The sequence below is a fragment of the Streptomyces sp. NPDC002623 genome (assembly GCF_053592635.1).
In genome coordinates, this window is sequence record NZ_JBSFWB010000004.1 from 99,486 (window position 1) to 117,474 (window position 17,989).

Sequence of the window (17,989 nt, forward strand, 5' to 3'; positions counted from 1 at the left end):
CCGGCTGAGGCGGAAGCCGAGGCGGAGGTGACGCCGACGGCTGAGGCGGAAGCCGAGGCGGAGGTGACGCCGACGGCTGAGGCGGAAGCCGAGGCGGAGGTGACGCCGACGGCTGAGGCGGAAGCCGAGGCGACGGCCGAGGAGCCGGCAGCGGAGGCTCAGGCCGAGGCGCCGACAGCTGACTCCGAGGCTGAGGCCGAGCCTGTGGCTGTGGCCGAGGCCGAGGAGCCCGAGGCGGAAGCCGCCCCGGAGGCGACCGCAGAGGCGGCGGCGTCCGAGGAGCCCACGTCCGAAACGGCGACCGAGGTCGCCGAGCCCGAGGCGGAAGCCACGCCGGTCGCCGAGCCCGTCGCCGAGGTCGCCGAGCCCGAGACCGAGCCGGTCGTGGAGACGGCGGAGCCGGCGGCCGAGCCCGAGGCGGAGAAGCCCGCGCCGGAACCGACGGCCGAGACCACTCCCGAGCCCGAGGCAGAGGCAGAGGTCGAGGTCGAGGCCGCTCCGGAGGCCACAGCAGCCGCCGAGCCCGAGGTCGAGGCCGAGGTCGCCCCTGAGCCGGACCCGGAGCCCGAGCCTGCCGCCGCCGCCGAGGCGAAGCCCGAGGCCGAGCCGGTCGTCGAGGCAGAGGCGGAGCCCGAGCCGGTCGTGGCTGCCGTTGCCGAGGAGGCAGAGGCGGAGCCCGTTCCCGCGCCGGCCGCCGAGGCCGAGGCCGAGCCGGTCGCGAACGCCGTCGCCGAGGCGGCGGAGCCCGAGGCCGATGCGGAGGCCGCACCCGCCTCCGTCCCCACCCCCACCCCCGTCGCCGCGGTCGCCGATGGCGGGGACGCCCCACAGGGGCCACCCGCACCCGACGACGAAAGCGTCACGGGTGGTGCGGGTGGGAGCGCGGGGGCCGAGGGCGGAGCCGAGGCGGGGGTGGCGGGCAACACCCCCGACCTCCCCCCCGGTCTCGCCACCGCCTACGAAGCCGCAGCAGCAACCCTCGCCAACACCCACCTCACCGACGCCCGAGCCAAGCTCTACCTCGTCCTCGACCGCTCAGCGTCCATGCGTCCGTACTACAAGGACGGCTCCGCCCAGGCCCTCGCCGAGCAGACCCTCGCCCTCGCCGCCCACCTCGACCCCGAGGGCCCGGAGAAGACGAAGGTCCACGTCACCTTCTTCTCCACGGAGGTGGACGGCACCGGCGAACTCACCCTCGCCGACCACGAGAACAAGATCGACGACCTGCACGCAGGGCTCGGCCGCATGGGCCGCACCAGCTACCACGCCGCCGTCGAGGACGTCCTCACCCAGCACCAGAAGGAAGCCCCCGGCACCCCGGCCCTGGTCGTCTTCCAGACCGACGGCGCCCCGGACGCGAAGACCCCCGCCACCCAGGCCCTCACGGACGCCGCGAAGGCCCACCCCGCGGTGTTCTTCTCCTTCGTCGCCTTCGGTGACCCGGAGAACAAGGCGTTCGACTACCTCCGCAAGCTGAAGCTGGCCAACACGTCCCACTTCCTCGCCGGCGAGACCCCGCGCGAGCTCACGGACACGGAGGTCTACGAGGGCATCCTGGCGAACTGGCGCCCGTAGCCCCCGCTCAGTGGCCGCCCGTCTCCCACCCCGTAAAACGGGAGGCGGGCGGCCCACCCATGTCGGCTACGATTTCAAGTTCAAGCCTCACAAAAACGACCGACTGGGAGCAGCCTCCGATGGCTCGACACCTCATCACCAGCGCCCTTCCGTACATCAACGGAATCAAGCACCTGGGCAACATGGTGGGGTCCATGCTCCCGGCGGACGTGTACTCCCGGTACCTCCGCCAGCGCGGCCACGACGTCCTCTACATCTGCGCGACGGACGAGCACGGCACCCCGGCCGAACTCGCGGCCAAGGAGCAGGGGCTCCCGGTCGCCGAGTTCTGCGCCCAGGCGCACGACGCGCAGAAGGCCGTCTACGACGGATTCGCACTCGCGTTCGACTACTTCGGTCGCAGCTCCTCCGCCCAGAACGTGGACATCACGCAGCACTTCGCCCGCCGCCTGAACGAGAACGGCTTCATCGAAGAGCGCGCCATCCGCCAGGTGTACTCGCCCGCCGACGGCCGTTTCCTCCCGGACCGCTATGTGGAGGGCACCTGCCCGCACTGCGGCTACGACAAGGCCCGCGGCGACCAGTGCGAGAACTGCACCCGCGTCCTGGACCCCACGGACCTGATCAACCCCCGCTCGGCGATCTCGGGATCCACGGACCTCGAGGTCCGCGAGACCAAGCACCTCTTCCTCCTCCAGTCGAAGCTCCAGCACGAGGTCGAGGAATGGGTCGCCCGGCACGAGGCCGACTGGCCGCAGCTGGCCTCCTCCATCGCCCGCAAGTGGCTCACCGAGGGCCTGCACGACCGCGCCATCACCCGCGACCTGGACTGGGGCGTCCCGGTCCCGGCCGACACCTGGCCGGAGCTGGCGGCGGACGGCAAGGTCTTCTACGTGTGGTTCGACGCCCCGATCGAGTACATCGCGGCGACGAAGGAATGGTCGGACGCGGCGCCCGCCGGTGAGACCAGGGACTGGAAGTCCTGGTGGTACGAGGCGGACGACACCGTCCGCTACACGGAGTTCATGGCGAAGGACAACGTCCCGTTCCACACGGTGATGTTCCCGGCCACCGAGCTCGGCGTGCGCGAGCCGTGGAAGAAGGTCGACTACGTCAAGGCCTTCAACTGGCTGACGTACTACGGCGGCAAGTTCTCCACGTCCCAGAAGCGCGGCGTCTTCACCGACCAGGCCCTGGACATCCTCCCGGCGGACTACTGGCGCTACTTCCTCATCGCCAACGCCCCCGAGTCGGACGACTCCTCGTTCACCTGGGAGCACTTCACGGCCACGGTCAACAAGGACCTTGCCGACACCCTGGGCAACTTCGTCAACCGCGTCCTGTCCTTCTCCAAGAAGCGCTTCGGCGACGAGGTCCCGGCGGGCGACGCGCCCGGCGAGGCGGAGGCGAAGCTGGGCGAGCAGATCGCCGAGCTCCTCGCGGAGTACGAGTCCCAGATGGAGTCCCTCCAGTTCCGCAAGGCGGCTGCCGCCCTGCGCGCCCTGTGGTCGGCCGGCAACTCCTATCTGGAGGAGAAGGCCCCCTGGCTGGAGATCAAGACGGACAAGGACGCCGCGGCCCTCACCCTGCGCACGGCGATGAACCTGATCCACCTCTACGCGGTGGTCTCGGAGCCGTTCATCCCGTCGACGGCGAAGACCATGCGCGAGGCCTTCGCCCTGCCGGACGACACGGCGACCTGGATCACTGCGGACGAGGCCCGAGCCCTGACCGCCGTCCCCGCAGGCACCCCCTTCACCGTCCCCCCGGTCCTCTTCGCCAAGCTCACGGACGAGGACCTGGAGGCGTACAAGGAGCGCTTCGGCGGCACCGAGGGCTGACGTCTTCCCGGCAAGCCCCGCCAGGCAAGGACCTGGCGGGGAAGGGAAAACGAAGACGGAGAAGATGTAGAGGAAAAGACGAAGGTCTTCCCCCGGCTTCGGCATGTTCTCGCCAAGCCGTATGGTTTCCGCCATGGCAGTCCCCGAGGTCATTCCGATCGCCTATGAGCCGAAGCACCGCACCGAGTCCATCGGACGGTACGCGGACGGCCAGTTCCTCGCGTCGGTCACGTACGCCTTCCCCCAGGGTTTCCGTCTCGACGACGGCTGGGAAGAGCACAAACGCCTCTACACCGTGCTGCACACCTTCGACGCCGCGGGCCACTACCGCGACTCGGACATCTGGTGCGCCGGCACCTGGGCCGAGCAGCAGCGCAACCCGCACGGCGACGACTCGGTCCTCACCCGCGCCCGGGTCCGCCTGGCGACCCTGCTGCGCAGCCTGCCCCGCCGCTCCTACACGGACATCGCCGTCCGCCCCTTCCAACTCACCTACGAGAACGTCCTGTTCGGCCTCGTGATCCGCAAGGACGACGAGACCGAGGACGAGGACTGGGCAGAGCTCTACCCCGACCGCCTCGCCTTCGGCCCCCCGTGGAACGGCACCTACGACACCTGAGCGGGCATACTCCACGAGCACTGGTTCGACGACGGTGATCGCGGGGGCGAGAGAACGCTATGGACTTCACATCCTGGGCTGACTGGATACGCGCAGCGTTGGGCGCGGTGACGGCATACGCCGTGACGATGGCGGCCTGGCCGCTGGTCGTACGGGCAGCAGCCTTCCGCGACCCGCACCGGCACACGGGGCGCCGTATCGCTCTCGTGCCGCGCCGTGCCGCCCGCCCGCACACCGAGGACGTCCGTCGCAGACTGCGTGCCGCGCTGGCCCTGCGCCGGTATCTGGGAGTGGCCGCAGCGACCCCGTCCGACCAGCTCCTGCGCCGTCTCGTGGAGGCGGACCGCTCGGACCGTGTGCTGTCGGCAGGCCGCAGAGTGTGGAGTGTGGCGGTCCCGCTCACGCTGCTGCTTTGCGGCCTCCTGCTCGGGGCCTGGATGATCGTCTCCAAGTACTTCCGCGACGGTCCTTTCATGGAGATGCCAAGCTTCTATTCCGTCCTGGCCAGGCTCCTCGGCTCAGGCGGCTGGTACACGGACAGGGAGTCCTGCGCCTCCTGGTCCCTGCTGACCGGGTGCGAAGAGGGCAGTGAGCCCTGGTGGGACGGTGCCGAGTCGGGGCTGTTCTTCGGATTCGCCCTGTCCCTGCCCGTGGCTGCGTGGCGCATCCGGCGGACGGCGCTCCGCAGCTTCGACCTCTGGGCACGGCAGGAGCCTCCCCTGCTCGTCTGCCTGGACGTCCTGACCGCCTGCCGCGATGCCTTGCGCGTGCCGCCACCGGAAGCGACCGTCCTCGACCAGCGCTTGTCCGAACTGCGGGCCGCCCTACAGGACTTCGCGGTAGACGGCCTGCCTCTCGCCGCACAACGGCGGGCCGAGCTGGAGGAACACGTCGCTCGCGTGGGCGAGGCCCTGGGAGAGGCGGCGGGGCAGGTCCTGCGGGACGGGAACACGGCTCTGCCCGCCCTCGTAGACCTGCTGGCCACCGTCCAAGACCGGCTGCACGCCTCCCGGTGGTTCGTCCTGCTCGATCCCGCCCAGCTCGCCCCGGCCCCGACGCCCCCATCGCCGGCCGCGGCCGCACCCGCTGCCGACGCCGGTCGCTGGCAGCGCTACATGTGGATCGCCACGGCCATGCCGGCCGTTCCGGCCCTGCTGGCGCTCGTCTTCACCTATGTGACGATCAGCCAGGCCAGTGAGACGCTTGGTCTCACCAGACGAGACCAGGTGGCCACCACCTACAGCGAGACCGTCTCCAGCCTGGGCGACGACTCGGTCGACGTAAGGATCAGCAGCATCTACGCGCTGCAGCGCATCATGCGGGAGTCACCGAGCGAACAGCCGGCGATCGTCAAGATATTGAGCGCCTATGTCAGGGAGCGCGCGAAGATGCCGGTCAAGGCCACGGCCGACCGCCTGCGCAAGGATCCGAAGACACACGCCGCCGAGGACGTACAGGCAGCACTCGACGTGCTGGGGTCACGCACCCAGGTCGTGGACGGGGAGCCCTTCATCAACCTGCGCGACACCTTCCTGGTAGGCGCTGACCTCTACGGCCTCGACTTCGCCGACGCGGATCTGCAGGGCGCGGACCTGAGCAGGGCCGACATGCGGGAATGCGAGTTCCAGTATGTCTGGTTCAACAATGCGCGCATGGAGGAGACCTTGTTGAGCTCCGGGAACTTCACCGAAGCCGAATTCATCGGAACAGATCTCAGCGGAGCCTGGCTGGACGGCGCGTACCTCTACAGGGCGAATCTGACCGGCGCCATCCTCATCGGCGCGCACGCGCAGGCCTCGGAGGACGGCGCCCGCACCAACTTTGAATCGGCTGAACTGACCGGCGCGAACCTGACGAACGCGGATCTGACGGATGCCTACCTTACGAGTGCCGACCTCAGCAAGGACGAAACCCACCCGGCGACGGTAGTCAAGGGCGCGATCTTCACCGGCGCCGGCCTCGATGGCGTACGGCTGGACGGCGTCGATCGGACTACTGCCACCTGGTGAGCGGGAGCACGTGCTACTGCAGGACGCCTGCGGCATCAACCAGGCTCGGGCCACGAGCAGTTGAGGTCAGCTCCCCGACGCGTACGTCACAAAGTCCGCCCACGCTTCCGGGGCGAAGCCCAGGCGGGGGCCCTGGGTGTTCTTTGAGTCGCGGACGTGGATTATGCGGGGGGTGGTGGCAACCTCGACGCAGTCGTTGGGGTTGCTGGTGTCGCTGTAGCTGCTCTTGAACCACGCCAGCTCGGAAGGGTCCCCGGCAGAAGCCTCGCGGATCATGTCTCTCCCAGCAGTTGTTCGATGAAGGCCACTGACTCCCGTGCGGTCAGAGCCTCGGCCCGGATGATGCCATAGCGCAGTTCGAGGATCCTGAGCTGCCTTGGGTCGGAGACGGGACGGCCGCCGAACTCGTCGTCCATGCGACCAACCGCCGTTCCGTCCCCGAACTTCAGCACCTGGATCCGTCCGCCTGTACCAGGGTGGTCCCAGCGGTCCATCGGCATCACCTGAATTTCGACGTTCCGCAACTGCGCCAGCTCCAGCAGACGTTCGAATTGCCTACGCCTCACCATCTTGCCTCCGACTGGCCGCCTCAGCGTCGCCTCTTCCAAGACGAAGCTGAGCTCGGGAGCCGGTGAGCGCTGGTAGATGTCCCGCCTGGCCATGCGTGCAGCCACCGCCCGCTCCAACTCCTGCTCCGGAGGCGAAGGCCGCCGCGTCCGCAACAACGCCCACGCGTACTCCTCAGTCTGCAACAGGCCGTGCAGAGCATGGCTTCCGTACGAGAGAAGCTCGACCGCCTTGGCCTCCATCTTCGCCAAGTCTCGAACGGTCTTCGGATACCGGACCTTCCTCACGTCCTCCTTCATCGCCGAGATCAGCCCACCCGCCCCCAACACCTCGTCCGCCTTGTCCAGGAACTCAAGCTGTGGGATCCGCTTACCCCCCTCGATCTTGTAAACCATGTCCTCCCCGTACCCCACCGCCACCCCGAACTCGGCGGCCCGCATCCCCTTCGCCTCCCGACGCAGCTTCAACTGCCGCCCCACCGTCGCGACGACCGCCACACCCCAGTCGTCGTCCGGGTCCACCTCCCAGCCCGGCTCGTCCGCCTCGCTCTTGAGCCGACCCGTGTCGCCGTTGACCTGCTGCATTCCGCGCCCTCCGTCGTCCGTACGCGCCGCAACGCCCCGTACCCGTACAGCCCGCGCCGACAGCCCCGACAGCACCGGACAAACTCCGGACAGTCACGGTACGGACCGGCTGAGTCACTCCTCACGGTAAGCACACGCCGCCACGCTCAGTGATGTGAACCAGAAAAACTCCACCCAACTCCACCCCCGCACCCGTCACTTCAGCGTCCTGCTGTCCCCCACCCCACGCGGTGCCCGCCTCGCCCGTCTCCTCGCCACGGAGTGGCTACGCACCTGGGATCTACCGGCCGGACTCACCGACACCGCCGCACACCTCGTCGCCGAGCTCGCCTCGAACGCGGCGACCCACGGCCGGCTCCCCGGCCGCAGCTTCCGTCTCGCCCTCCACGCCACCACCGACGTACTCCGCATCGAAGTGGCGGACACGCGCGGTGACGACCTCCCGTGCCCCCAACCCCCGACCCCCGAGGCCGTTTCGGGGCGCGGCCTCCTCCTCGTCGAGGCCCTCGCCGACCGCTGGGGCGTGGAGCCCGGCCCGGTCCCCCGCAAAACCGTCTGGGCCGAACTGAGCCTTCAGACACCGGAGCACAAGGAACCGCGCTCCGGTGCGACCGGCGGTCTTTTCTAAGAACCACTGGGAGAAAGAAACCGTCCCTAAAGACTGAGCGGGAGTGAGTCCTGTTGCCAGGTCTCGTGCTCGGCCGAACGCCCCGGACGGTGTTGGGCGTTCTGGTTGCCCGCGTTCGCTCCGCGTCCGGCGCCGGCGGATCGTGTCCGTGGTCCGGGGATACGGGGGCGGGTTCCCTCACGCCCGGGGAAGCCTGGTCCGGCCTGGACGGTCCGATGCCCCACCGCATCGCTCCGGTGTGGTGGGGGCGGTGCCGTCCGTCGCCGGATCGGGTGTCCCTGGGCGCGCCTTCCGATCGCCACGGCGGCAGCGTCATGGCGGGTGGTCTGACGAGTCGTGCTGGTGAGGGGTTTCTGCCAGTGCTGGGCGCCCCAGCGGCTGGTGTAGGCCGGGTCCACGGCGATGATCGCGATCCCCGTGGCGTCGGCCATCGAGGCCAGCCGGGCGCGGAGTCTGCCGGTGGGCATGCCGGAGATCAGCTGCCGGAAGCGTTTCCTGCGGCCGTGCTTCTCCCGGGTCTTCTGCGCACCGAAGTCCAGGTCCTCCACCGCAATCGCCTTCACACCGCACGCCCGGGCCCAGTGCAGCAGGCGGGTCAGGGCGTGGCGGACCTGGGCGTCGCGGTGTCCGGCGGTGCCGGTCAGGTCGTAGAAGAAATGGCGCGGGGCGCCGGTCGGGTTGCCGTGGGTGTCCAGGTGCCAGGCGGCCAGGTGGTCGGCGTTCATGTCCACACCGATCACGCCGTGCGCGAGCGCGGCCTCCAACGGGATGGCGGGAGTGGGCGGGATCTGCCAGGAGGCGGTCAGATACCAGCGGTCCCGGCCGGTATCGAGGTGGATGCGGTAGGCGATCGCCCTGTCGGCCGCGACCCGGTTGGCCCACTCCTCGCGCCGGTGCGCGAACACGGCCCGGCAGGCCAGAACGTAGCGGCCATGCGGGGCGTTCGCCAGATACGCGAGCGGCGCGGGGAGCTTGATGCTCACCTCGCCGTCCGGGCTGATACGGATCGTCTCGTTGCCGTAGCGCTTGCCGGACTCACCGTCCGCCTGGCAGAACCAACGCTCCGCCTCCCACCGCCCCCGCCATCCGGACTCGGTCAGCCCGGCGGCGTCCAGGTGGTGGCGGGTGCGGGCCAGACGCTTGCCGCCGCGTACGACGTGGACGAGTCCGGCCTCACGGTCGGCCCGCGCACCGGCCAGCCGGTCCTGCAGGACCCGCACCCGCCGCGACTTCGCATGCCACTCCCGCGAGGACCGGTAACCCCCGGGTGCCTTCCTCGTCCCCTTCTGCCCGACCGGCAGCGACAGCCGGCCCTCGATGGTACGAACACCCGCTTCCAGGTTCTGGATGTGCGCCAACTGGCAGCGGCGGGCCAGTGCCCACTGGTCATGCGTGGCCTTGGTGATGCTGCCCGCCCACCGCGACGACGACAACGGCGTCAGCTCCCGCTTGCGCACCGCCCACGCCTCGGTGGAATGCGACAGGCCGTCCCGGCAACGCGCCTTGAGGTCCTTGGAGGCCAGCGACCCCAGATGTGCACCCACCAGACGCAACACCTGCTCATCGTCCGGTGTCAGCTGCTTGAGGCGGGTCCGGACAGCCACACCGCTCGGACCGGACGCGACGAACGGCTCCCCCACCCCGTCACCCCCGCCCGATACCACCGAAGAACCCTGTCGCCATGGCAAACGAGCACCACCCAGGAAGGTCACGCATTCGAGGCGAGAACGTCAGTTCCCCGCCAAAACAGCGACCCCACGGCCGAGATACACGACACGACACCGCCCACCCACACTCACTCCCGCTCACCAGAACACTCTTGAACGCACTCCAGCGTCAGCAGCTCCAACCCCTGCACCGCCCGGTCGCCTTCCTGGCCCACCGCCCAGCTCCCACCACTCCCGCCGTACCGCGCCCCCGAGCCGCCACCGACCGTCCGGCACCGGCTCCGGAACTGCGACGGCTGTGACCGGGGAATCCGCGCGGCCGAGCCCGGACTGTGTCGCGACTGCGCAGACAAGGAGCGGGCGCCATGACCGCCTCGGACAACGCGCAGCAGGGCGCCTCCCACCGGCACCGGAGCCGTCCTCACTGACATCCACTCCACGCCCGACGGCCCCCGCTACGCCACCCGCAAGGACTTCGTCTACGGCGAGGACGTCACCATCGCCGACTGGACGATCTCGACCCAGAACCTGCCGCGCTACGGAGGCGGGGCGGGCGAGTGAATCGTGTTCGCGCGTCGCTTCCGGCAGGGACGCGAGGGCCGGGGGCTCGTGGTCTCCCGGCCCTCGCGCGATTTTGGGGTTACTGCAGGACGCCTGCGCCCGTGGTCGTGGACAGGGTCGTCGGCAGGTTCTTTGCTGACGTCTCCAGGCCCGCGGTGAGGGTCGGGGTCCAGTTGACCGTCGTCTTCAGGTCCTTCGACGAAGCGGCGTTGTACGCGGCGACGACGTCCGTGACCGTGCCGTTGACGACGTTGCCGGAGCCCTTGACCGAGCCGGTGCCGTCGCCGCTGAGGAGCTTGGCGATCTTGCCGCCGGTCGGCACCTTCCAGTAGTTGTTCTCGGCGACGACCTGGGCCTTGGCGCGGGAGTTGATGCTGTACTGCGTCGCGTAGCCGTTGAGGGTCGTGACGTCGTAGTAGTTGTTGTAGATGTGCACCTGGCCGACGCGGGCCAGCGGGGCGCGCTGGACGATGCCCTTCCAGATGTTGTGGTGGATGGACACCCGCAGCTTGCCGGCCGGCTCGCTGTCGCTGCTGCCGATCAGCATCGTCTTGTCGTGGTTGGTGAACTGGTTGCGGGACACCGTCACCAGGTCCGAGCTCTTGGTGATGTCCAGGGCGCCGTCGTGGATCTGGTACTCGCGGCCGTAGTACTTGGGGTTGGCGCTGTCCAGGTGGGGTGCGTCGGTGAACGTGTTGTGGTCGGCCCACACGTGGGTCGCGCCGCGCAGGGTGACGGAGTCGTAGTTGGAGTTCCAGTTGCCGTCGTCGCCGTCGGTCGGGTCCCACTGCGGGAAGCAGTCCTCGGTGGCGCCGAAGGTCAGGTTGCGGACGACGACGTTGTCCACGTTCTGGATCTGGAGCATGCCGCCGGAGATCCCGGCGGCCGTGCCCGGCACGCCCACGATGCTCGTGTTGGCGGGCACCTTGAAGACGATGTTCTTCGCCTGCTTGGTCTGCGCGGCGGCGCGCGCCTTCTCCTGGGTGCCGGAGGGCAGCTTGGAGGTGCCGTAGGAGGCGGGGTCGTACGCCTTCAGGTAGGCCGAGAGCGAGTAGCCCGTGCCCGACGCGTAGTTGGCGCAGGTCAGCTCCTTGCCCGCGTCGTCGGTGTTGGCGTCGATGGTGCCCTTGACCTTGATGATCCGCGGGGTGGTGTCGGACGCGGAGCCCAGCGCCTTCACGAGCTGGGCGCGGGTGGAGACGGTGAAGGTGTGTGCGGCGTCGGCCTTGGCGCCACCGGTCGTGCCCGTGCCGGAGGAGGCCCAGCCGTCCTTCGCGGCGAGCGTCTGGTGGTACAGGTCGACGGTCCCGGCGTTCGCGTTCATCACGACGACGCCGGCGCCGACGGCCGCGGCCACCGCGGCGGCGGAGATCACGAGGGTGCGGCGCGAGCGGAGGGACCGGCGGTGGGAGGTAACTGCCACGGGGGATCCTTACGGGGAGGAGCGGGCTTACGTCCTGTCAGTGGTCGCCGCCGTGTGAAGAGTTGCCGCCCGTCAAGAATTTTTTCTGCCGACTCGTGCGCCGCCCGCTCAAACGCCTTCACGATTCCCTCACCTGCCCCTTAAGGTGCCGCGAGGGGGGCAAACGCCGCCCATGGGGACGAACTTGGGGGACATCCATGGCACTTTTCGGGAACGCGCACCCGATCGATCCGGCGCAGGCCCAGCAGGACTACGCGCGGCTGCTGGGGCAGGGTGAGCAGGTCCAGGCCGCCTTCCTGCTGATCCGGGACACCATCATGTTCACGGACCGTCGGCTGATCCTCGTCGACAAGCAGGGGATCACCGGCAAGAAGACGGAGTACCACTCCATCCCGTACCGCAGCATCACCCACTTCGCGGTGGAGACCGCCGGCACCTTCGACCTGGACGCGGAGCTGAAGATCTGGGTCTCCGGCTCGTCCGTGCCGATCGAGAAGACGTTCACGAAGGGCGTGGACATCTACGAGGTGCAGGCGATCCTCACGCAGTTCGTGGCGAAGTAGAGAAGCAGAGAAGTAGCGCCGGTCCTTCAGGGAGCGGGGGCCGCCGGTGTCACTGGCGGCCTCCGCCCGGACCGCCACCGCCGCCGCCCCCGCCGAACCCGCCGCCCTCCGGGGCCTGGCCGGCCGTCGCCGTGCCGATCTGCTGCGCCGAGCCGAGCGTGCCCGGCTTCGCCGCGAGGCCGCCCGTGCCGTCGGCGCCTTCGGCACCGGTCGGCGCTGTTCCGCCGGAGTAGATCCGGTACTCCTTCCCGGACGTGATCGCGGACGACGAGAAGACGACGTTCTGGATCTGCTTGGACGTGACGTACGTGGCCACGACCTTGCCGTCGGCGTCGACCACGTGCAGGGTCGTGCCCGCCGGGACGGAGGAGTCGAGGGTCGCCGACAGCCAGCCCTGCGCCGAGTCCTCGTCGGGGGCGACGACCATGCTCGAACTGCCGGCGGCGAGCAGGGTGCCGCCGCTGACGCGGAAGTCCCCGTTGACGTCGAGCGCGCCGTTGCCGCCCCGCTGGGGGCCGTTGACGACGACCGTGCCGCCGCTGATCTCGGCGGTGCCGTTGGAGTCGAGGCCGTCGCCCTCGGAGTCGACGAGCAGCGTGCCGCCGGTGACCGTCAGCTTGAACGCGCCGACGTTCTCACCGCCGCCCCCGCCACCCCCGCCGCCCGGACCGCCACCCCCGCCTTCCTGGGAACTCCCGCTGCTGCCGGACGCGTTGATGCCGTCGTCGCTGGCGACGAGCGAGACCGCCCCGCCGCTCACGACGATGTCGGCGCCTTCCAGGCCCTCTTGCGCCTTCGTGACCTTCAACGTGCCCTTGTCGATGACGAGGTCGCCCTCGGCGTGCACCCCGTCGTCGCCGCTCGCGGCCGACACCGTGGCCCCGGCGAAGTGGACGGCGCCGTCGCTGTGCACGGCGTCGTCGGCGGCGTCCACCGCGATCGTCCCGCCCGCCAGGACGTCGATGACGCCCGCCTTCAGCCCCTTGGCCGAGACGTCGTCGGAGGGCTCGGCGCCGCTCCCGCCCCCGCTGCCGACGGTCAGCCGGCCGCCGGAGACGACGAGGTCGGTGGCCGCGTCGACGCCGTCGCCCTTGGCGGTGACGTCGACCGCGCCGCCCGCCACGGACACGTATCCGGAGTCCGCGTCGTCGGCGTTGTCGGCCTTGAGCCCGTCGCCGCCCGCGTCGACGGTGAGCGTGCCGCCCTGGACGACCAGGTAGTCCTTGCCCCGGACGCCGTCGTCGGCGGCGGTGACCCGCACCGTCCCGGAGGCTAGGACCAGCCCGTCCTTGCTCGCGATCCCGTCGGCGCCGTTTCCGCGCACGGTGAGCGTGCCGGCGCCCGCGAGCGTCAGGTCGCCGGCGCTGAACAGGGCGGCGTTGACCTCGGCGTCGTCGGCGTAGGAGTCGGCGTCGGAGAGGGTGTTCGCGCTGCCGTCGGCGAGGACGACGACCAGTTCGTCCACCGCGGTGGCCGCGACGGCCGCACCACTGGAGCTGGAGATCTTCGCCCCGTCGAGGAGCAGCTTCACCGTCGCGTCGGGCGCGTCGACGACGATCCGCCCGTCGGTGAGCGTGCCGCTGAGCCGGTAGACGCCGGCCGCGGTGATGGTCACCGTGGAGCCGTCGGCCTTGGCGCCCGCGCCGCCGACGGTGGCCGAGTCGCCGTCGAGCGTGATGTCCACGGCGCCCGATACATCGGCGTCGGCGTCGTGGGCCTTCTTGTTCGCGGCGAGCACGGCGGCGGCGCTCTGCGTACCGTCGACGGCGACGCCCGCCGAGCTCGACGCGGACGCCCCGGAACCGCCGTCGGCCTCCTCGGAGCCGCCCGACGAGCAGCCGACGAGCGCGGCGCAGGCCAGGGCTGCGGAGGCCAGGGCGGCGGAGGCGAGGCCGGCGGCCGACTTCCGCCGAACCGTTGTTCTGATGCTCATCCGGGGCTCCCGTCGAGGGCGGTGGGGAAGTGGCGCCGCAGGACCGGCAGCCAGCGGTGGGCGGGGAGTTCGGGGCGCAGGGCGGCGAGGCCGGTGCCGTACTTGGAGACCGTGCAGGGCCGGTGGCCGAGCGACCACAGCAGCCGGTCGGCGCCGGACCCGGCCCGTCCGGCCTTCGTCTCGACGACGGCCCGGTCGGCGGCGCCCAGTGCCCGGGATCCGTCCGGCAGGGCCCAGCGCAGCCCGGTGTCGACGGTCACCCGGCTGCCGTCGTCGGGCAGCAGCAGGGTCGTGCGCCGGTATGTCGTGGTCAGCGCGGGCCGGAGGCGGAAGCCGCGGGAGTCGATGCCGGCGGCGGCGAGGACGGCGTCGACGAAGGCACGGCCGGCGCCGTCGAGACCGTGGTCGTCGCCCTCGTCGCCCTCGTACGGGATCCGCTGTTTGACGGTCGTTCCGCGCGGTCCGTGGGTCTTGACCTCCAGGAAGTCGAGCCCGGAGTCGAGGTAGCTGCGGATCCGCACCTTGAAGCGGCGGCGGCGACCGCGCGCCGCGCCCAGGTAGGCGTCGAGCTGCGGGGTGTCGAAGTAGCGGGAGCGATACCCGAAGTCGCGCTCCCCGGCGATCTCCAGGACCCGTACGTCCGTGTCGAGCCCGCCGAGCACGAACGGCAGGTCGGGGAGGGGGAGTACGTATTTGCGGTCCAGGCGGGTCAACAGCTCGGCCTGTGCGACGAGTTCGTCGAGTCCGACGGGTCGCAGGGCGCCGACGGCCGTGCCGAGGGAGTCGAGCGCGGTCACGCCCGCACCCCGGGCCGCGGCCGCGCGGACTCCACGGCCGAGGGGGCGGCGGCCCGCGCCTTGCCCGGCAGCACGTATCTGACCTCGACCTGGGTGATGTCGTTGACGAGGTCGATGCTCTTGACGGACAGGTTCACCACCCGCCCGCCCAGCAGCACTTCGAGGTGTGCGCGCAGGGCGTCCTCGTCGGTGTACGCGGAGTCGAGACGCAGGCTGCGCGAGCGGTGCCGGGCGAAGAGGCGGGGGTGGTCGGCGACGAACAGCGTGCCGACGATCAGCGCCGTGAGGGAGACGGGCAGCGCCGTCGCCTTCTCGGGGATGCCGTTGAGCAGGCCGATGGCCAGCGCCGAGAAGTAGTAGGCGATCTCGTGCTGGGCGATCTCGTACGACCGCAGCCGAATGATCGACAACACCCCGAACAGGCCCATCCCCAGCCCGATGCCCACCGAGGCGGAGCTCAGCGTCATCGCCACGGCGAGCACGCCGACGTTGATGCCGAGGAACGCGGTGATCATGTCCCGGCGGTGGTGGCGGGGGAAGTACACGCCGAAGGCCAGGACGGAGATGGCGACGAGGTCCGTGACCACGAGGACCGTTTGGGTGCTCATGACACGACGATGGGAGAGCTTCCTGTGCCCTGCCTTGGAGATTCCTTAAGCGACTTTGAGAAGTGCAGAGAAAGTCCGGAGGAAGTTCAGATGAAGTGTGGAGAAACTACAGGTGGATTCTTTGCAGTTGACAGACCTCCATCTGTTTCGCCCGACGGCGGCGCGCGCCCGTGGCGTTGCGGACCGTACGGCCGCCCGGTCTGCTACGACTGCCCGGTGGACCTCATCGAGCAGCACCTGCGCCTCCTCGTGGACGTCTTCGGCGTGCCGTCCGCCCCGTTCTCGCTGGCCGGCGGCTATGCCCTGGAAGCCCACGGCCTGCTCCGACGCCCGCACGCGAACGTGGACCTGGCCACGGAGAGCGCCGAGCCGATGGCGGAGATCGCCCGGACACTGGGGGAAGAGCTGACGGGCCGGGGGCGTGAGGCGACCGTCCAGGACACGGACCCGCTGTCGGCGCGGCTGACGGTCCTGGACCCGGGGACGGGCATCGCGCTGCATCTCGCCCTGCACAAGGAGACCCTGTGGAGCCCGCCCGTGCCGACGGTCTACGGCGAGACGCTGTCTCTGCCGGACGCTGTGGGCACGAAGATCCGGGCGCTGTACGACCGCGGTCTGGCGGTGGACCTGATCGACGCCCGGGCCGCGGCGGCCCGCTTCAGCCACCCGGACCTGGAGGAACTGGCCCGCCGACACGCGCGGGACGCGTTCGATCTGCCCACGCTGCAGACCCGGCTGGAGGGCACGGACCACTACCCGGACACGGCGTTCACGCGGTACGGACTCACGGAGCCCGACATCGTCGACCTGCGGGCGTGGGCCCAGTCCTGGTCAACGGACATCGCGGAACGACTGCTGGAGGAGGGGGCGTCACCGGACGAGTGACCGGGACGCCCCCTGCCGCGAATCGGCTGAGCGACTCAGCCGGCTGATTCAGCTGGCCGAGGCCGAAGCCGTCGCGGACTCCGTGCTGGACGCGCTCGGCTGGGAGGCGTCGTCGGTGCCCTCGTGGGTCGCGTCGGGCTCGACGCCCATGGTGATCGACCCGATGACACCCTTGGCGATGTTCTTCTTGTTGTACTTCAGCTTGAGCAGACCGCCCTGGACACCGCTCTGGTCGTAGATCGTGTCCTCGGTGAGGGTCGTGCGCTCGGTGGTGCTGGTGGAGTACGGCTCCACCGTGGCCGAGAGGAGCACGGACTCCTCGTCGAAGAAGAACTGACCGGTGTGGCAGGTGTTCCCGCCCTCGTAACCGGCGTCGGTCCACTCGCCGTTCACATGCACCTTGGTGTGGATGTGCACGGTGCGGCCGCGGTACCAGCCCGGGAAGATCGTCTTGAAGGTGACCAGGCCGTGCTTGTCGGTCTTCCAGGTGCCGCGCAGGTAGCGCTCGTCGTCGGTGGGCTCCTCGTGCCCGCCGCCACCGCCGCCACCGCCGGCCGGCGGCTCACCGGTGGGGGTGCCGGTGGGGACGTCGGTCGGCGTGCCGGAGGGCGCGTCGGTCGGCGCGGTGCCGCCACCGCCACCGGTGGACAGGCTCTCGTAGCCGGAGTAGATGCCGAGCGCGTCGCAGTGCCACACGTCGACGGCGGCGTTCGCGATGGGCTTGCAGGTCTCGGAGTCGATCACCTTGAGGGCGAGGGTGAGCGGGATGCCCTCCTTGTCCTCGGTGATGTCCTTGCGGATCTTGTCCGCGTCGATGTAGTACGGGCCCTCGGTGGTCTCGGAGGTGAGCTTGTAGCACTCACCGGCGCTGGCCGAGGCCTTGGCGGGCTTGCCCGTGGCCTTCTTCTCCCCGGCGAAGGCGCCGGCGGCGAGCGCACCGCCCGCACCGACGGCGACAGCCGCACCCGCACCAGCGACGACGACCTTGCGGCGGGTCAGATCACGCTTGTGCTTGGGGCCTTGCTGGTCGTCCGCGACGCTCTGCTCGTTGTCGTTGTTCTCGATGTTTCCCGTCATGAGCGCGAAACTAGGCAGCGGCCCTGTCAAACCCGTGGGAAAGGCCTGTGGAATTCCATGGCCAGGCAAAAAGGCTTCGGACGGGGGCCCGTTTTCGGCCGACTCATGATATTGAATCCGCCAAGGCAAGCCTTGCCTTACTGAATTCCGGGTCGGGTCCCAGTGCCGCGCGCGCCGTCCGGAGATGGTCCAGGCCCTCCTTCGCCACCCGTGTCACCTCCGCGTACTCCGCCGCCGTGCGGGCCTGCGCCAGCTGGGCTCGCGCCGTGCGATGGCACTGCGCCGCGCTGGTCAGCGCCTGGCCCGCCGTCTCGTCCGCCCGCGCCCAGGCCCGCACGTCCGGGGGGACCAGGCCGCCGCCCAGCCGGACGAGCCAGTGGTTCGCCTCCGCCTCCGCGTCCAGGTCGGACGGACGACGGCTGCGCCGGGCGCGCCGCTGAGCCACCACCCCCACCACCGCGCCGACGATCAGCAGCACCGAAAGCATGATCATGAACCCCGTGGATCCCATCGACCCGATCGATCCCATCGATCCCATCGCCGGCTTCCTCCCTCGCCCCGCCGACCCATGTCGACGCTTGTCGGCCCTTTGTCTGCCCTCTTCCCCTATGAGACGACAGGCCGCTGTGGGCGCACCCCGGGATCCCTGTGC

General features: G+C 70.1%; 15 protein-coding genes and 2 pseudogenes. 8 read left to right on the forward strand and 9 right to left on the reverse strand.

Going from position 1 to position 17,989, the window contains the following annotated elements:
* The 4 genes from ACWD4O_RS08505 to ACWD4O_RS08520 form a co-directional block, all read left to right on the forward strand.
* Positions 1–1,575 (forward strand): VWA domain-containing protein (locus ACWD4O_RS08505; protein WP_451278712.1); only part of this gene is annotated, 1,575 nt, incomplete at its 5' end.
* A 119-nt stretch (positions 1,576–1,694) separates the two neighbouring features.
* Positions 1,695–3,416, forward strand: a complete 1,722-nt coding sequence (gene metG / locus ACWD4O_RS08510; protein ID WP_451278714.1) for a methionine--tRNA ligase — start codon at positions 1,695–1,697, stop codon at positions 3,414–3,416.
* 133 nt (positions 3,417–3,549) lie between these two features.
* Positions 3,550–4,035 (forward strand): hypothetical protein, encoded by a 486-nt coding sequence (locus ACWD4O_RS08515; protein ID WP_451278716.1) that lies wholly within the window; start codon positions 3,550–3,552, stop codon positions 4,033–4,035.
* 107 nt (positions 4,036–4,142) lie between these two features.
* Positions 4,143–6,044, forward strand: coding sequence for a pentapeptide repeat-containing protein (locus ACWD4O_RS08520; RefSeq protein ID WP_451278718.1), 1,902 nt, complete (start codon positions 4,143–4,145; stop codon positions 6,042–6,044).
* Positions 6,045–6,110: 66 nt separating this feature from the next.
* Here the strand turns inward: ACWD4O_RS08520 and ACWD4O_RS08525 are convergent, their stop codons facing one another.
* Positions 6,111–6,320 (reverse strand): DUF397 domain-containing protein, encoded by a 210-nt coding sequence (locus ACWD4O_RS08525; RefSeq protein WP_451278720.1) that lies wholly within the window; start codon positions 6,318–6,320, stop codon positions 6,111–6,113.
* Positions 6,317–7,195 carry a helix-turn-helix domain-containing protein gene (locus tag ACWD4O_RS08530; RefSeq protein WP_451278722.1) on the reverse strand — a complete coding sequence of 293 codons (879 nt, stop codon included), beginning with the start codon at positions 7,193–7,195 and terminating at the stop codon, positions 6,317–6,319. Before ACWD4O_RS08530 ends, ACWD4O_RS08525 begins: the two co-directional genes overlap by 4 nt.
* A gap of 154 nt (positions 7,196–7,349) precedes the next feature.
* On the opposite strand from ACWD4O_RS08530, the gene ACWD4O_RS08535 reads away from it, so the two are divergent.
* Entirely contained in the window at positions 7,350–7,823 is a 474-nt protein-coding gene (locus ACWD4O_RS08535) for an ATP-binding protein (RefSeq protein ID WP_451278724.1), read from the forward strand.
* A gap of 26 nt (positions 7,824–7,849) precedes the next feature.
* Here the strand turns inward: ACWD4O_RS08535 and ACWD4O_RS08540 are convergent.
* A pseudogene (locus ACWD4O_RS08540) lies at positions 7,850–9,487 on the reverse strand (IS200/IS605 family accessory protein TnpB-related protein).
* A gap of 399 nt (positions 9,488–9,886) precedes the next feature.
* Here ACWD4O_RS08540 and ACWD4O_RS08545 point away from each other — a divergent pair.
* Positions 9,887–10,051, forward strand: a pseudogene (locus ACWD4O_RS08545) (Uma2 family endonuclease); the annotation flags it as partial.
* 79 nt (positions 10,052–10,130) lie between these two features.
* Here the strand turns inward: ACWD4O_RS08545 and ACWD4O_RS08550 are convergent.
* On the reverse strand, positions 10,131–11,474 hold the full coding sequence (locus tag ACWD4O_RS08550; protein ID WP_451278726.1) for a pectate lyase family protein: 1,344 nt from the start codon (positions 11,472–11,474) through the stop codon (positions 10,131–10,133).
* 197 nt (positions 11,475–11,671) lie between these two features.
* On the opposite strand from ACWD4O_RS08550, the gene ACWD4O_RS08555 reads away from it, so the two are divergent.
* Entirely contained in the window at positions 11,672–12,037 is a 366-nt protein-coding gene (locus tag ACWD4O_RS08555; RefSeq protein ID WP_351905804.1) for a PH domain-containing protein, read from the forward strand.
* A gap of 49 nt (positions 12,038–12,086) precedes the next feature.
* Here the strand turns inward: ACWD4O_RS08555 and ACWD4O_RS08560 are convergent, their stop codons facing one another.
* From ACWD4O_RS08560 to ACWD4O_RS08570, 3 genes are read right to left on the reverse strand one after another with little or no spacing between them, the layout of a single operon-like run.
* Positions 12,087–13,970 carry a carbohydrate-binding domain-containing protein gene (locus ACWD4O_RS08560; RefSeq protein ID WP_451278729.1) on the reverse strand — a complete coding sequence of 628 codons (1,884 nt, stop codon included), beginning with the start codon at positions 13,968–13,970 and terminating at the stop codon, positions 12,087–12,089.
* Positions 13,967–14,767, reverse strand: coding sequence for a VTC domain-containing protein (locus ACWD4O_RS08565; protein ID WP_451278731.1), 801 nt, complete (start codon positions 14,765–14,767; stop codon positions 13,967–13,969). The genes ACWD4O_RS08560 and ACWD4O_RS08565 overlap by 4 nt, the downstream gene beginning before the upstream one ends.
* A complete protein-coding gene (locus ACWD4O_RS08570) occupies positions 14,764–15,375 on the reverse strand; it encodes a DUF4956 domain-containing protein (protein WP_451278733.1) in 612 nt (203 codons plus the stop codon). The genes ACWD4O_RS08565 and ACWD4O_RS08570 overlap by 4 nt, the downstream gene beginning before the upstream one ends.
* Positions 15,376–15,591: 216 nt before the next feature.
* On the opposite strand from ACWD4O_RS08570, the gene ACWD4O_RS08575 reads away from it, so the two are divergent.
* Positions 15,592–16,260 (forward strand): hypothetical protein, encoded by a 669-nt coding sequence (locus tag ACWD4O_RS08575; RefSeq protein WP_451278735.1) that lies wholly within the window; start codon positions 15,592–15,594, stop codon positions 16,258–16,260.
* A 48-nt stretch (positions 16,261–16,308) separates the two neighbouring features.
* Here the strand turns inward: ACWD4O_RS08575 and ACWD4O_RS08580 are convergent, their stop codons facing one another.
* Together ACWD4O_RS08580 and ACWD4O_RS08585 are read right to left on the reverse strand one after the other, a co-directional pair.
* Positions 16,309–17,337 (reverse strand): dioxygenase family protein, encoded by a 1,029-nt coding sequence (locus tag ACWD4O_RS08580; protein WP_451278737.1) that lies wholly within the window; start codon positions 17,335–17,337, stop codon positions 16,309–16,311.
* A gap of 103 nt (positions 17,338–17,440) precedes the next feature.
* Entirely contained in the window at positions 17,441–17,875 is a 435-nt protein-coding gene (locus tag ACWD4O_RS08585) for a hypothetical protein (RefSeq protein WP_451278739.1), read from the reverse strand.
* Between the last annotated feature and the right edge of the window lie 114 nt (positions 17,876–17,989).